We start from the raw sequence: 12,551 nt of genomic DNA, 5'->3' as shown, positions 1-12,551 counted from the left end.
TCGCGGGCAACGCTTTTCGGGCCCAGGCTCAGTACCGGCCCTGCAGGTAGTCGACCAGGTGTCCGCGTTCGGCAGCCAGTTCGGTGATCTCGCTCTTCACCACGTCGCCGATGCTGACGATGCCGACCAGCCGGCCCGCCTCGACCACGGGCATGTGCCGGACGCGATGCTCGGTCATGATCTCGCGCAACGAGGAGACGTGATCCTCGGGCCCGCAGGTACGGACCCGGTCGGTCATGATCTCGGCGACCGGCCGGTCGAGCACGGCGGCGTCGAGCCGGGCGAGGTGGCGGACCACGTCGCGCTCGGAGACGATCCCGCTGATGGCCGCGCCGTCGGGGGAGACCACCACCGCGCCGATATTGTGCTCGGCCAGCACGGTGAGCAGGACACGCACCGTGGTCTGCGGCGGCACCGTGGTCACCGTCGTGCCTTTGTTGCGCAGGATCTCCGCTATACGCATATGCCGCTCACCCGTGTCGAGCCCGATTCTTCATCTCCAGGATGCCCCGGGTGACACGGCTGTGACCAGCACGAAGACGTTACAACCGGCTATTCGTCGTCCAGGCCCGCGGAGAGATAGGCCGCGGCGGCCAGCCACTGCCTGCACTGCGGTCCGTGCACGTCGTGCTGACGCAGCATTTCGCGTGCCTGCCGGTAGGTGAGCCCGAGCGGCTCGTCGCTACACGATCCGGTGGCCGCGCCTGCCGTGCCGAGGTATCGCGGGACCTCCAGGCCGGCGGTTCCGGCCGAGACCCTGCGGGGTGTTCGAAACGGCGTACTCATCCGAGTCCCCTCGCATCCGGCAGCGGAGGGCCCGTCCGGCTGGTGCTGCCGACGTCCCTTCCGGTGATCTTGAGGGCTGAGTCTACGGGGGTGTTGTTTGCAGATGCAAGAACATCTGCACTGTCAATTCGGACGTGTCGGGCATCTGATCGGGTTGTGGCGCTTGCGAATTCAGGGGACTGGACGTCACCGATCGAGCGGCCGCCCAGGTCGTGTCGTCGGGTAAGTACCGACCGGTGCGACCGCATGTGAACCGTGTTAATGTCCCGATCGCGACGTGCAGATGCAAGAACGTTTGTACGTGCATCTGCAACTTTCGTACTGATGGCATCAATCGAGAACGAGGAGTGTGACGTGTCCGGTATGCACCATGATCAGCGGGAACGCCCCGGCGTCGGCGACTGGCGCAAGAGCACCTTCAGCAACCCCAGCGGCAACTGTGTCGAGGTGGCCGAAGCGACGGACGGTTCGGTCGCCGTACGCAACTCGCGCGACCCGCACGGCTCGGTGATCTTCTACACCCGGCCCGAGATCGACGCTTTCATCCGCGGCGCGAAGGCCGGAGAGTTCGACTACTTGACCCGGTGATCGGTAATATCGGCAGCCATGACGGCTGAACCCGACGAGATCGGTCGCGTGCAACCCGTTGTCGATCGCGGCCCCACCGTGCTGCGCATCGCCCTCGGTGGTCAGTTGCGCAAACTGCGCGAGAGCAAAGGCATCACCCGCGAAGCGGCTGGTGACGCGATCCGTGGCTCACACGCCAAGATCAGCCGGCTCGAACTGGGACGCACCGGATTCAAGGAACGCGATATCAGGGACCTGCTCACGCTCTACGGTGTCCACGACACCCGCGAGCGTGAGTCCTTCTTCGAACTGGCCCGGCAGGCAAGTGAACCCGGCTGGTGGCATCGCTACAGCGATCTGCTGCCCTCGTGGTTCAGTACCTACCTCGGGCTCGAGCAGGCGGCCAGCCAGATCCGCACCTACGAGGCCCAGCTGGTGCCCGGTCTGCTGCAGACCCCGGAGTACACGCGGGCGATCGTGACCCTCGGGTTCGACGACGCCGATACCGAGCGCCGGGTGCAGGTCCGCCAGCTCCGCCAGGACGTGCTGCGCCGGGTGGACCCGCCGGTGGTGTGGGCGGTGATCGACGAGGCCGTGCTGCACCGCCCGATCGGTGGGCGCGAGGTGCATCGCGCGCAGCTGCGCTACCTGGCCCAGCTGTCGACGATGCCGAACGTGACCGTGCAGGTGCTGCCGTACTCGGCCGGCGGGCACGCCGCCGCGGGCAGTTCCTTCAGTATTCTGCGCTTCGCCGAGCCCGAACTGCCCGACATCGTCTACCTCGAGCAGCTCACCAGCGCGCTGTACCTCGAGCGCAGGCAGGACCTGGCGCTGTACCTGTCGGTGATGGACCAGCTCAGCGTCCAGGCCGCGCGACCGGATCGCTCGCGCGAGATCCTGCTCGACTACGCCGAGCGGGCCGGAGGCGAGACACCGCTACCGGGCGCCGAGGACGGCGCCCGGTCCGGGTCGGTGATTCAGTAGCGGATGCAGCCCGCGGCGATCCGCCAGAAGGTGTCGGGGGTCAGCGTCTGCAGATCCCAGTCGTCGGCCAATTCGTGCGCGGTGGTCACGATCCGGTCGATATCGAAATCGTTGCGTGTCGCCGCGCCGGTGGATTCCACCGCGTCGATGACATAGGCGACCGCTGTTTCCCTGGAGCACCCTGCGGTGACGGGGTGGGTCGTCGCTGCGCGATCAGCGAGGCCGAAACGGCCGTTGGTGTTGTTCATGGTGAACGCCCCTGTGTTTAGGCAGTGGCAAACCCAAGGCAAACCTAGCCCCAGGTGTGCCGCTCGCGGCCTCCCCTGACTATCCCCTGAATTGTGTTGCGGCCCTGAGTTTAGGACGGGGCAAGTTTCAAATGCAAGCACATCTGCACGATCGATTCCGTCTCGATGCAGCGCTTTTCCCGGCTTCTGAGCGGCGAATCCGGGGTGACGCCACCGTGTTCACGGCGGGCGGTGGGTGGATAACGCCGTGACCGGCGGCTGGCCTGTTCCGCGGGGTGGCGAAAAGGGTGCCGCCGGTCACCGGAAATCGGCTCCCCGGCCGAATACTGTTGGGATAGTTAATTTTCGGCTATCGAATTGCCGACACGGCCGACGCAATCGGCTCCGGACCGGAAACCACTTCCAGCGTGTGCCGAAAAGTGTTGTCCGCGACCAAGATCGACGCGAGCGTCGCGGCGACGTCGGCGCGAGGAATCGGACCGCGCCCGATCGGCGGCGATCCGAGCGTGACCAGACCGTTGCCTGCGTCGTCGGTGAGCATGCCCGGCCGCAGGATCGTCCAGTCCAGCGCGCGGGAGCGCAGGTCGTCCTCCGCGCGGGTCTTGGCATCGATATAGGCGGCCCAGACCTCGTCGGTCCCCGGGGCCGGTGGCGCGCCCGCGCCCATGGTGGAGATCTGCACGAAGCGCCGGACGCCGGTCCGCTCGGCGGCGTCGGCGAGCTGCACCGAGCCGCCGAGGTCGACGGTGTACTTGCGCTCGACGCCGCTGCCGGGGCCCGCGCCCGCGGCGAAGACCACCGCGTCCGAGCCGGCGACCGCGGCGGCGAGGTCGGCGGGAGTGTCGCGCTCCATGTCGAAGATGACCGGGACGCCGCCGGTCGCGGCGATGTCGGCGGCCTGATCGGGGCGGCGGATGAGCGCGTGGACCTGATCACCGCGGCGGGTGAGCGACGATGCCAGCAGCAGGGCGATCTTGCTGTGTCCACCGGCGACGACGATGCGCATGCGAGTGCTCCTTTCGAACGGATCGACGGCCCTCAGCGCTCCGGGCCACCGGGATTGCAGTTCGCCGACACCGTGGCCGAATAGCCGACGGCGGGCCGCCACGGTTCGAGATTCCAGCTCGGCTTGTCGGGCGCCACCATCCTCGCCCACACCCAGTGGCAGACGAACTGGTCCCGCATCCCCGGCGCGTCGGCGTCGGCGTCCAGGGCCAGGACCTCCTGCCAGGCGAGTTCATCGGTGCCCGGCGCGGCGGTGCGTCGGCCCGCGACGGTCGGCACGACGAGCAGGCGGGCGCCGTCGACGGTGTCGGTCCAGGTGACATGGTCGATCAACGGCAGCCCGGCATACGGGTCGACCGTCGGCGTCGGCGGTGCGAGGGTGACCGGCGGCTTGCTGGTCGAGCGGGGCGGCGTCGTTGTTGTCGACGGTGTGGCCGTGGCCGGCTCGTCGGCGGCGGTCGTGGCACAGGCGGTGAGGCCGAGTACCGCGACGGCGGCGAGTGTGGCCGGGAACTGCCACCGAATCACGCGACGCCCCTCCTTGTCGTCCTGGCGCGCGGCCGGGACGCGGCCGCCCGGCCCAGCCTAGTGCGGCGGGCGCGGCGGCGCCGTCGGGCTCAGTGCCACAGCGATCGGCAGGGGAGCCGGCGCAGCTCGGGCCCGACCTGCCCGTCGACGGTCACCAGCAGGCCGGCGTGCACCGCCGCGGTGGTGAACTCCCACGCCTCGGCGGGGGTCGCCGCGTACTCCAGCACCAGCGCGTCTTGCGGGGTCGCGCCGTCGAAGTAGACCGTGATCCGCCGGGTCGGTATCTCGGTGCGGTCGGCGCGATGGGCGGTGGCGGCGATGTTCTCGTCGATGGGAATCATGGCGTGCTCCTTCTACCCCGGCGCTGGTGGGCGCCTTCCTACTCGACGGTAGGGCCCGGGCCGTCGAGTGGAACATGTTCTGGAATTCACTGGAGATCTCACAGCCCTCCGGTGCCGCGGCGGGGCGGTGGCCGACAAGAATCGCCGTCGACTTGAATCCGGTCACAACCCGCATTCGCGCCGGTTGTGAGCTCCGCCGATCTAGGTCCGAAGGGGTACCGACGAGCCACGCTACCGGCAAGTATCGGTCTCGACGGCAGCGACACGGGAGGAGCGCCGGATGATCTGGGCAGCCACGGCACGACGGGCTCGGCCACGCCGCGCGGTGTCGGCGGTGGGGGTGGCGCTGGTGCTGGCCGTGGTCGGCGTGGCCCCCGCGCACAGCGCACCGCTCTACCCGAGCGCCGATCCCGACCCCTTCTACGCCAAGCCCGCCGACCTGTCGGCGGCGCAGCCGGGCGACGTGCTGGCCGTGCGGCCGATGCCGCCGCTGGCGATGTTCCCCGACACCAGGATCACCCTGGTGAAGTTCCGCTCGACCAACTCCGCGGGTGAACCGATCGCGGCGACCACGACGGTGCTGCAGCCGGCGGGCCACCGCCGGGACGAACCGGTGCTGTCCTACCAGCACATCATCAACGGCCTCGGCGTGCGCTGCTCGGTCTCCAAGGTGCTCTACACGAACGACCCGAATCTCATGGTGCGCGAAGCGGTCTTCTGGAACCTCGCCCTGCGGCGCGGCTGGACGATGGCGCTACCCGACCACCTCGGTCCCGATTTCGCCTACGGCGCGGCCAGATTGGGCGGTCAGGTGACCCTCGACGGGATCAGGGCGATCCGCAAGGTCGACGAACTCCAGGTCGCGGGGAGCCGGGTCGCGATGGCGGGCTACTCCGGCGGCGGGATGGCGACGGCCTGGGCAGCGGCATTGCAGCCCAGCTACGCGCCCGACGTCGAGATCGCGGGCGCCGCGATGGGCGGGGTTCCGATGAACCTGGTGTCGATGCTCGAGGGTCTCGGCTTCGGCTCGCACCCGGTGTTCGGTCTGGCGCTGGCGGCCGGCATCGGCCTGGAACGGGAGTATCCGCAACGGTTTCCGATCAGCGAGCAGATGAACGCGCGCGGCCTGGCCGCCCGCGCCGCGATCGCCGACGCGTGCACCAACGACATCCTCGGCGCGGGCGCGGGCCGAGGCATCCTCGATTTCGCCGCCACGACCTCGATGGTCGACGACCCGGACGCCCGCGCCGTGGTGGAGGAGAACAGTCTCGAGCTCTACCCCGGCACGCCGAGGATGCCTGTCTTCGAATGGCATTCGCCCATCGACGGCCTGATCCCGGTCGACGCGATCACCACCACCACGCACCGCTGGTGCGCGGCGGGCACCCCGGTGGTCACCGAATCGACGCCCACCCCGGACCACCTGACCGCAGCTGTGCTCGGACTGCCTTCCGCGCTGAGATGGCTCGACGCGCGGCTGCAGGGGGAACCGGCGCCCAGCACCTGCTGAGCCCGGTGGCGATCGGCCCGGATCCGCACACCCCGACACGGATCCGGGCCGATTGTTGTTGCGATCGAGCCGCATTGCGTCACGACTCGGGCACGACGCCGATCCGGCCGGGGGGTTCCGGCGTACCGTCAGTGGACTGACGAGGGCGCGTTCGGGGAGGTTCGGCGGGAGACGAAGCACCGCATCGCCGCACGTCAGCGACGATTCCGAGTTGCCACCCGAAGGCGTGTGTGCCATGCGATCTGTCCGTGTGCTGTTCTGCTCGATCCTGCTGCTCTGTTCGTTCGCCGTCGGCACCGCCGCCGCCGAACCCACCCCGGAATTCCCGGTGCCGCACCCGGGTACGCCGGGCTTCCTGCCCGATCTGCAACGCTGGATCGATCAGGTGCTGCCGTCACCGATCCAGCCCTCGGGCGGGGCGGCCACCGACCCGGAGGCCGAACTCGCCGCGCTGCGAGCGGCGGTCCTGCCCGCGGCGGTCGGTGACGCCATGTTCGACCACTGGCCCGACGGGCTGGCCGATCTCGCGCCGGGCGACATCATCGCGACCCGCGACATCCTCGCCACCGCGGGCCCGTTGACGCTGGTGCCGCTGCGGTCGGCCACCCTGCTCAAGTACCGGACCGACGATTCGCAGGGCCGCCCGTCCTTCGCCACCGCGACGCTGCTCGTGCCCGCCACCGACTGGACCGGCCCCGGTGACCGGCCGGTCCTGGTCAACAACCTGCCGATCGATGCGCTGGGTCGTGAGTGCACGCCGGGCTACACGCTCTCGCACGGCCTCAACCTGCACTCCAGCATGACCGAGTTCTTCCCGCCGACCACCCAATTGGCGGCCCTGCGCGGGTACGCGGTCCTGGTCCCCGATCACGAGGGCCCGTGGATGGCCTACGCGGAACCGTATGTCGCCGGGCACGCGGTGCTCGACGGGATCCGGGCGGTGCGCGGCGTCGACCCGGCGGTGTTCGGCGCGAGCCGATTCGCGATGACCGGCTACTCGGGCGGCGCCATCGCCACCCACGGCGCGGCCAAGCTGATCGGTTCCTACGCACCGGAACTCGCGGACGTGATCGTCGGCGCGGCACTGGGGGGCGTGCCCGCCGATTTCGAGATCCTCTCGCGCAGCATGAACGCCAACCTCGCCTCCGGAATCTTCATGGCGGCCACCTTCGCGATCGGCCGGGAGCGCCCCGAGATCCTGGCCGCGATGAACAACCTCGCGCGCTGGGTCGCCACCTCGGTGATGAAGGACCAGTGCGTCAGCGTGTTCGCCGTTCCCGGCATCCTGCACCTGCCCATCGATGTCGGCGCGAACATCCCCGACCCCCTGCGGTCGGACCTGGCGGAGAGGATCTACGAGATCACCCGCATGGCCGGAATGCGCTCGGCCACACCGCTCTACATCTACAACGGGGAGCAGGAGTTCTGGATCCCCGCCGCGGGCGCCCGCAATCTGTACAACGAACAGTGCGCACTTGGCGCGAACGCGGTGTACCGGAGTGTCTTCGGTGAGCATGTGATCGGCGCGGTCACCGGATATCCGGAGGCGATGCTCTGGCTCGACGAGCGATTGCAGGGTGTAGCCGCTCGCACGGAATGCTGACTCGGCGGAACTGGGAACCCTCTGCGTTTTTCGCGGGAAATGCTGTGAACGTTCAGCGGGCCCGGGGAATACCCGGGTGGGGTGCGATGACAGCCGGTCGGTGCTGGTGAATCGCGCCAGAGGGTGACCCGGGCCGCTCACGGTCCGGGTAGCCGAAGAATTCCTGTGCCCCCTCATGGGGGTTTTCGACAACCGGTGGTGACCTGTCCAGAAACCCGTAAACGGCGGAAAGGCCGGGATTTTCGGGCCTTATGTTCGTGGCGGTTTCGACAAAAAGCCATTCGTGTTTCTCGAATCGCACAGGAAGATACGCCAACGATGAAATCTCCCAGTCGCAGACGGACGCTACAGACGGCGGTGCTCACCGGCGTCGGCGCGCTCGCCGTCGCGCTCACGGGTCCGGGGGCGGCGGCGTCCCCCGACCCGGCGCCCTCCGAGCAGGCCCTCGCCGACATCATCACCGCAGGCCGCGAAGTGGCCGGGCCCGGTAGCGGTTCGGCCTGCACCTCCGGCAGCGGCGCCGGGTCCGGGAACGGTTCGGGCAACTGCTACGGCGGTTCCGGGTCCAGTTCGGGCTCCTCCGGTGGAAAGTCCACCGACACCATCGGTTACGGCCCGGCGCAGACATCCTGGCTGGCCGCGTTCGCCTACGGACTCGGCAACGGGGACGCCGCGCCGCCCGGGGCCAATGATTGGAACTGCAAGCCCACCGCCGAACATCCGCGTCCGGTGGTGCTGCTGCACGGCACCTGGATGAACGCCTACAACGGCTACGCCTACATGGGTCAGCCGATCAAGGACGCCGGCTACTGCACCTTCACCTTCAACTACGGCCGCTCCGGCCTGGTCGAAGGCGGCGGTCTCGGATCGCTGCTGCCCGGCGTCATGGGCACCGGCTACATCCAGGACTCGTCCAAGCAGGTCGCCACCTTCGTCGATCGCGTGCTCGCGGCCACCGGCGCCGGCGAGGTCGACATCATCGCCCACTCCCAGGGCGGTGCCCTGGCCAACTGGTACACCAAGTTCGACGGCGGCGCGGCCAAGGTGAAGAACCTGGTCACCTACGGTGCCACCCACCACGGCACCAGCCTGGACGGCATCGGCGCCCTGGGCCGCATGATCAACAACGCCGGCATCGACATCCTGGGCCTGATCGAGATCTTCGTCGGGCACGCCGGTATCCAGCAGACGATCGGCTCGGACTTCGTCAACCAGCTCAACGCCAACGGTGACACCGTCGCCGGGGTCGACTACACCGTCGTCGGCACCCGCTACGACGAGATCACCAACCCCTACGACCTGACGTTCCTGAAGCCGGGGCCGGGCGCCACCGTCACCAACATCACCCTGCAGGAGGGCTGTGAGCAGGACGTCTCCGACCATCTGACGATGATGTACTCGCCGCGGGCGCTGTCGATCGCGCTGCGGGCCCTCGATCCCGCGAGCAGCCCGAACCTGGTCTGCGAGTTCAACCCCTGGCTGGTCGGGGGTGGTGGCTCCCTGTGAGACGACACGAAGGCGCTGTCCGCGATCGCGGACAGCGCCTTCGGCGTTTCCGGGGTCGGTCAGGCTGCCGAGCGGTAGCTGCGGGCCACGAGGGCCGAGCGCAGGTACCACAGGCCCGACGGCTGGGTCGGGTCGAAACCGGTGAGCTGGCCGATCCGCTTGAGGCGGTAGTCGACGGTGTTGGTGTGCACATGCAGCACCCGCGCGGTGCGCTGGCGATTGAGATTGTTGGCGATGTGGCGCTGCAGGGTCTCCAGCAGCTCGGGGTACTGGTCCAGCGGGTCGAGCAGCGAACCGAGGAACTCCCGGCCGGGGCCGGGGCGGGTCAGCTGGTATTCGAGGGCCAGCTCGTCGAAGCGGTACAGCCCCGAGGTGACCTCGAGCCGCTGGACCATGTCGAGCAGCTCGTGGGCCTGGTCGGCGGCGTCGGGGACGCCGGTCGTGCTGGTCTCGACCAACGCCGCGGTGATGCCGACCTGCGCCGCCTGGGAGAGCTGGGCGACGAGGGCGGCCAGACCGTCGCGATCGAAGGTGCCCGCCGGGATGAGCACCGTGCCACCGTCGACGCTGAGCAGCGACAGCGCCGAATCGCCGCACCGCTTGGCCAGTTCGGCCTGCACCCGGCGCAGTTTGCGCCGCGCGACGACCTGCGCGTCGAGGGCCGGGTTGGCCTCTTCCCGATGCGGTGGGATCGCGAGGGCCAGAACGGCGTACGTCTCGGCGATCGCGATTCCGCACTCGCGGGCCATCGTCGAGGTGCTGTGACCGCCGAGCAGCGCCGAGGTGAGCGTGTGCACGGCGGTGTGGTGCTCGCTGACCACGCCGCGCAGCTCCCGCACGTAGGCCAGCGACACCTGGGCGGTGATGGTGTCGAGCATCTCCATCACCATCTTCACGCCGTCGACCAGGTTGTCGTAGTCCTTCACCGACGCGTTGGCGACCACCAGGTCGAGGCCGATCTTGAAACCCTCGGCGATCGAGTGGTGGATGGTGTCGATCGGCACGCCCTCGCGGGCCCAGCCGCTGGCCGCGTCCTGCAGGCGCTGGAGCTTGTTGGGGATGTCGCGGCCGTCGAGCATGCTGACGGCGAATTCCAGGCAGATTCGCGTGATGGTGGTGACGTCGCCGGTGATCGCGTCGCCGGGCAGGGTGCCGCAGGGGACGACATTGGCGACGAAGTGGCCGACCATCTGCCGTGACAGGGCGCGCACGTCCTTCAGCGGCGACGACATCGGCTGACCGGAGATGGTCAGCGATTGCCGGGGTGGATTCTCAACGGACATCTGTGTTCCCTTCGCCCATCTTGCGGCTCTGCCCCCGCTGTCCAGCGACTTCACCCTAGCCAACCCGCGGCGATGCCGGAATGGAACGTCAGGTTATGGGTCGCGGACCCATGCTTGCTTGCCTGCTTGGTGAGCGGTCACAAGTCTGGTCCATCGCTATGAGTGGTTGTAGAGTTCTCCGCGCCGGAACGAACCGATAGGGGCACCATGCGACCTGCCGTCCGTTGTCTGGTCTGGGAACTGGACGAAACCCTGTGGGACGGCGTGGTCCACGACTCGACCAGCACCACGCTGCGCCCGCAGGCACTGCGTACGCTCACCAAGCTGAGCGAGCGCGGAGTGCTGCATGCCGTCGCGGCACGTGGTGATCGTTCCCGTACCCTGCGTACGCTCTACCGGCACGGCCTCTACGAGATGTTCTCGGCGGTCGAGGTGGGCTGGGGCCGCAAGTCGGCTTCGATCGTGCGGGTCGCCGACACCCTCGGCCTCGGGCTGGAGGGAATGGCGTTCGTCGACGCCGAGCCGGTGGAACGCGCCGAGGTATCGCGGGCGCTGCCGATGGTGCGCTGCTATGCCGCGCGCAATGTGGACATGCTGCCGCTGCTGCCGGATTTCCGGCACGACCTGCGCTCGGGCCCGGTTCCGACCCCGCCGCTGGGCTTCGCGCGCGTCCCGGCGCTCTGACGACCCGAGTCCGCTTGCGCGCGCTGCGATCTCGCACGCCATGCGACTCCGCACGGCGTGCAATCGTGCACTGTGTGCCGAAATCGGGCGCGGGGCAGTGGATCAGGACTATTCCGGCAGCAGCGACACGGTGAGACCGGCCAGTCGGGCCGGGTCGGCGACCACGTCGTAGGCGGCGATCCGCGCGTCGCGGACCGTGAAGGTGACCACGAACAGCGCCCGGCCCGCCCGCACCACGACGAGTCCGGGCCGACCGTCGACGAGCACCACGACCGCCTCGCGCGAGCGCTGCCGCAGCACGACCGTGCCCTCGGCGACCGCGGCCGCGCCACGCACCAGGGCGGCCATGCCGGGTGGCAGTGCCGCCGGATCGGCCGAGCGCACCACATCGGGCGCCAGCACGGCGAGGAGTTCGTCGAGGTCACCCTCGCGCGCCGCCTTCAGGAACGCGGTCACCACGGCCCGCTGCGCCGTGAGTTCCGCCGGGCCGATCCGGGCCGGCGCGTGGACGCGCTGCCTGGCCCGGCTGGCCAGCTTCTTGGTCGTCGCCGGTGTCCGCCCGAGAATCGGGGCGAGGTCGGCGAAGGGCACGGCGAACAGGTCGTGCAGCACGAACGCGACGCGTTCCTCCGGTCCGAGCACGTCGAGGACGACGAGCAGCGCGCGCCCGACCGCGTCGGCCAGCAGTGCGTCGTCCTCGGGGTCGGCCCCGGGACCGACGGCGGGCGCGTCGACGGCAGGCTCGGCGGTCTCCGCGCGCTGGGCCCGCACGCGCAGCTGATCCAGGCAGATCCGGGAGACGACGGTGGTCAGCCAGCCGTCGAGATTGCCGATCTCGGTCACGGCGACGCGGTCCAGCCGCAGCCACGCCTCCTGTACCGCGTCCTCGGCCTCGGCGGCGGTGCCCAGCATCCGGTAGGCGACGCCGCGCAGCCGGTCACGGCGTTGTTCGAAGGCGAGCGCGAGCGCATCCGCGTGCATCGGTCACCTTTCGGCCGGCCCGTTCGTCATCGGATCGACGGCGGTCGCCGTCGCTCACCGTAGACCGGAGGAACCCACTCATGCACACGAGCTTCGTCATCGTCACCGTGCTCGCCGCCCTGGCCGCACTGATCGCCGCCGCGGTCGATGTCGTCCGCGCCGACTGGGTCCGCGAGAACATGCGCCGCTACGGCGTCGCACCGTGGACGCTGACCCCGCTGGCGGCGATCAAGGCGGTCGGTGGGCTGGCCTTGCTGGCCGGGCTGGCCTCGCGGCCGCTGGCGATCGCCGCGGCGGCCGGGCTGGTGCTGTATTTCCTCTGCGCCGAACTGACCGTCCTGCGCGCCCGCGCCTACACCGACCTCGGCTATCCGCTGCCGTACCTGCTGCTGGCCGCGGGCTCGCTGGCGCTGGCTCTCGCCTGAAGCCGGTGGTGGGGCGCCCCGCCGGGCGCGCCCCCCCCGCGGGGGCGGGCGCCGCCCCGCTGAAATACGCCCCCCGCGCACCCCTGAACAACGCCCGGGC

At 69.5% G+C, this 12,551-nt stretch carries 15 protein-coding genes; 7 read left to right on the top strand and 8 right to left on the bottom strand.

All coding sequences use genetic code 11. The features are described from left to right. Nucleotides 1-28: 28 nt before the first annotated feature. Nucleotides 29-463 carry a CBS domain-containing protein gene (locus ACFYWJ_RS23040; protein WP_355271866.1) on the bottom strand — a complete coding sequence of 145 codons (435 nt, stop codon included), beginning with the start codon at nt 461-463 and terminating at the stop codon, nt 29-31. A gap of 89 nt (nt 464-552) precedes the next feature. Then, nucleotides 553-786 carry a hypothetical protein gene (locus tag ACFYWJ_RS23035; RefSeq protein ID WP_355271868.1) on the bottom strand — a complete coding sequence of 78 codons (234 nt, stop codon included), beginning with the start codon at nt 784-786 and terminating at the stop codon, nt 553-555. A gap of 363 nt (nt 787-1,149) precedes the next feature. On the opposite strand from ACFYWJ_RS23035, the gene ACFYWJ_RS23030 reads away from it, so the two are divergent. Both ACFYWJ_RS23030 and ACFYWJ_RS23025 read left to right on the top strand, forming a co-directional pair. After that, nucleotides 1,150-1,374, top strand: coding sequence for a DUF397 domain-containing protein (locus tag ACFYWJ_RS23030; protein ID WP_218720531.1), 225 nt, complete (start codon nt 1,150-1,152; stop codon nt 1,372-1,374). 18 nt (nt 1,375-1,392) lie between these two features. Then, nucleotides 1,393-2,337: a helix-turn-helix transcriptional regulator gene (locus ACFYWJ_RS23025; protein ID WP_355271870.1), complete on the top strand. Its 945-nt coding sequence runs from the start codon at nt 1,393-1,395 to the stop codon at nt 2,335-2,337. On the opposite strand, the gene ACFYWJ_RS23020 is transcribed toward ACFYWJ_RS23025, so the two are convergent. The 4 genes from ACFYWJ_RS23020 to ACFYWJ_RS23005 all read right to left on the bottom strand — a co-directional run bounded on the left by ACFYWJ_RS23020 (nt 2,331) and on the right by ACFYWJ_RS23005 (nt 4,459). Continuing rightward, nucleotides 2,331-2,585, bottom strand: coding sequence for a hypothetical protein (locus ACFYWJ_RS23020; RefSeq protein ID WP_218720037.1), 255 nt, complete (start codon nt 2,583-2,585; stop codon nt 2,331-2,333). The two genes, ACFYWJ_RS23025 and ACFYWJ_RS23020, sit on opposite strands and share 7 nt — an antisense overlap. 349 nt (nt 2,586-2,934) lie before the next feature. Next, the gene (locus ACFYWJ_RS23015; protein ID WP_355271872.1) at nt 2,935-3,591 is read right to left on the bottom strand and encodes an SDR family oxidoreductase; all 657 of its coding nucleotides are present in this window, start codon (nt 3,589-3,591) and stop codon (nt 2,935-2,937) included. Between the two features lie 32 nt (nt 3,592-3,623). Next, the gene (locus ACFYWJ_RS23010) at nt 3,624-4,118 is read right to left on the bottom strand and encodes a DUF2599 domain-containing protein (RefSeq protein WP_355271874.1); all 495 of its coding nucleotides are present in this window, start codon (nt 4,116-4,118) and stop codon (nt 3,624-3,626) included. 89 nt (nt 4,119-4,207) lie between these two features. Continuing rightward, nucleotides 4,208-4,459: a hypothetical protein gene (locus tag ACFYWJ_RS23005; RefSeq protein WP_355271875.1), complete on the bottom strand. Its 252-nt coding sequence runs from the start codon at nt 4,457-4,459 to the stop codon at nt 4,208-4,210. A 280-nt stretch (nt 4,460-4,739) separates the two neighbouring features. Here ACFYWJ_RS23005 and ACFYWJ_RS23000 point away from each other — a divergent pair, with 280 nt between their 5' ends. The 3 genes from ACFYWJ_RS23000 to ACFYWJ_RS22990 all read left to right on the top strand — a co-directional run bounded on the left by ACFYWJ_RS23000 (nt 4,740) and on the right by ACFYWJ_RS22990 (nt 9,078). Then, on the top strand, nt 4,740-5,969 hold the full coding sequence (locus ACFYWJ_RS23000; protein ID WP_355271876.1) for a lipase family protein: 1,230 nt from the start codon (nt 4,740-4,742) through the stop codon (nt 5,967-5,969). 235 nt (nt 5,970-6,204) lie between these two features. Further along, on the top strand, nt 6,205-7,572 hold the full coding sequence (locus ACFYWJ_RS22995; RefSeq protein WP_355271878.1) for a lipase family protein: 1,368 nt from the start codon (nt 6,205-6,207) through the stop codon (nt 7,570-7,572). A 318-nt stretch (nt 7,573-7,890) separates the two neighbouring features. After that, nucleotides 7,891-9,078, top strand: a complete 1,188-nt coding sequence (locus tag ACFYWJ_RS22990) for an alpha/beta fold hydrolase (protein WP_355271880.1) — start codon at nt 7,891-7,893, stop codon at nt 9,076-9,078. A gap of 59 nt (nt 9,079-9,137) precedes the next feature. Here the strand turns inward: ACFYWJ_RS22990 and ACFYWJ_RS22985 are convergent, their stop codons facing one another. Then, nucleotides 9,138-10,361, bottom strand: a complete 1,224-nt coding sequence (locus tag ACFYWJ_RS22985; protein ID WP_218720043.1) for a CdaR family transcriptional regulator — start codon at nt 10,359-10,361, stop codon at nt 9,138-9,140. Between the two features lie 207 nt (nt 10,362-10,568). On the opposite strand from ACFYWJ_RS22985, the gene ACFYWJ_RS22980 reads away from it, so the two are divergent. Further along, nucleotides 10,569-11,045 (top strand): HAD-IIIC family phosphatase, encoded by a 477-nt coding sequence (locus tag ACFYWJ_RS22980; RefSeq protein ID WP_355271882.1) that lies wholly within the window; start codon nt 10,569-10,571, stop codon nt 11,043-11,045. A gap of 108 nt (nt 11,046-11,153) precedes the next feature. Here the strand turns inward: ACFYWJ_RS22980 and ACFYWJ_RS22975 are convergent, their stop codons facing one another. Beyond that, the gene (locus ACFYWJ_RS22975) at nt 11,154-12,026 is read right to left on the bottom strand and encodes a sigma-70 family RNA polymerase sigma factor (RefSeq protein WP_355271884.1); all 873 of its coding nucleotides are present in this window, start codon (nt 12,024-12,026) and stop codon (nt 11,154-11,156) included. A gap of 80 nt (nt 12,027-12,106) precedes the next feature. Here ACFYWJ_RS22975 and ACFYWJ_RS22970 point away from each other — a divergent pair, with 80 nt between their 5' ends. After that, complete coding sequence (locus tag ACFYWJ_RS22970) at nt 12,107-12,451, top strand: DoxX family protein (RefSeq protein ID WP_355271886.1); 345 nt, start codon at nt 12,107-12,109, stop codon at nt 12,449-12,451. Nucleotides 12,452-12,551: the final 100 nt, after the last annotated feature.

It is taken from the genome of Nocardia sp. NPDC003269 (assembly GCF_042888005.1).
GTDB lineage: Bacteria > Actinomycetota > Actinomycetes > Mycobacteriales > Mycobacteriaceae > Nocardia.
This window is presented reverse-complemented; position numbering and strand designations above follow the sequence as displayed.

Excerpts from the sequence above, each read along its gene's own strand:
- ACFYWJ_RS23005 (WP_355271875.1), bottom strand. The coding sequence starts at position 4,459 with ATGATTCCCATCGACGAGAACATCGCCGCCACCGCCCATCGCGCCGAC.
- ACFYWJ_RS23020 (WP_218720037.1), bottom strand. The coding sequence starts at position 2,585 with ATGAACAACACCAACGGCCGTTTCGGCCTCGCTGATCGCGCAGCGACG.
- ACFYWJ_RS22995 (WP_355271878.1), top strand. The coding sequence starts at position 6,205 with ATGCGATCTGTCCGTGTGCTGTTCTGCTCGATCCTGCTGCTCTGTTCG.
- ACFYWJ_RS23035 (WP_355271868.1), bottom strand. The coding sequence starts at position 786 with ATGAGTACGCCGTTTCGAACACCCCGCAGGGTCTCGGCCGGAACCGCC.
- ACFYWJ_RS23030 (WP_218720531.1), top strand. The coding sequence starts at position 1,150 with ATGCACCATGATCAGCGGGAACGCCCCGGCGTCGGCGACTGGCGCAAG.
- ACFYWJ_RS23025 (WP_355271870.1), top strand. The coding sequence starts at position 1,393 with ATGACGGCTGAACCCGACGAGATCGGTCGCGTGCAACCCGTTGTCGAT.
- ACFYWJ_RS22990 (WP_355271880.1), top strand. The coding sequence starts at position 7,891 with ATGAAATCTCCCAGTCGCAGACGGACGCTACAGACGGCGGTGCTCACC.
- ACFYWJ_RS22975 (WP_355271884.1), bottom strand. The coding sequence starts at position 12,026 with ATGCACGCGGATGCGCTCGCGCTCGCCTTCGAACAACGCCGTGACCGG.
- ACFYWJ_RS23000 (WP_355271876.1), top strand. The coding sequence starts at position 4,740 with ATGATCTGGGCAGCCACGGCACGACGGGCTCGGCCACGCCGCGCGGTG.
- ACFYWJ_RS22970 (WP_355271886.1), top strand. The coding sequence starts at position 12,107 with ATGCACACGAGCTTCGTCATCGTCACCGTGCTCGCCGCCCTGGCCGCA.
- ACFYWJ_RS23040 (WP_355271866.1), bottom strand. The coding sequence starts at position 463 with ATGCGTATAGCGGAGATCCTGCGCAACAAAGGCACGACGGTGACCACG.
- ACFYWJ_RS22985 (WP_218720043.1), bottom strand. The coding sequence starts at position 10,361 with ATGTCCGTTGAGAATCCACCCCGGCAATCGCTGACCATCTCCGGTCAG.
- ACFYWJ_RS23015 (WP_355271872.1), bottom strand. The coding sequence starts at position 3,591 with ATGCGCATCGTCGTCGCCGGTGGACACAGCAAGATCGCCCTGCTGCTG.
- ACFYWJ_RS22980 (WP_355271882.1), top strand. The coding sequence starts at position 10,569 with ATGCGACCTGCCGTCCGTTGTCTGGTCTGGGAACTGGACGAAACCCTG.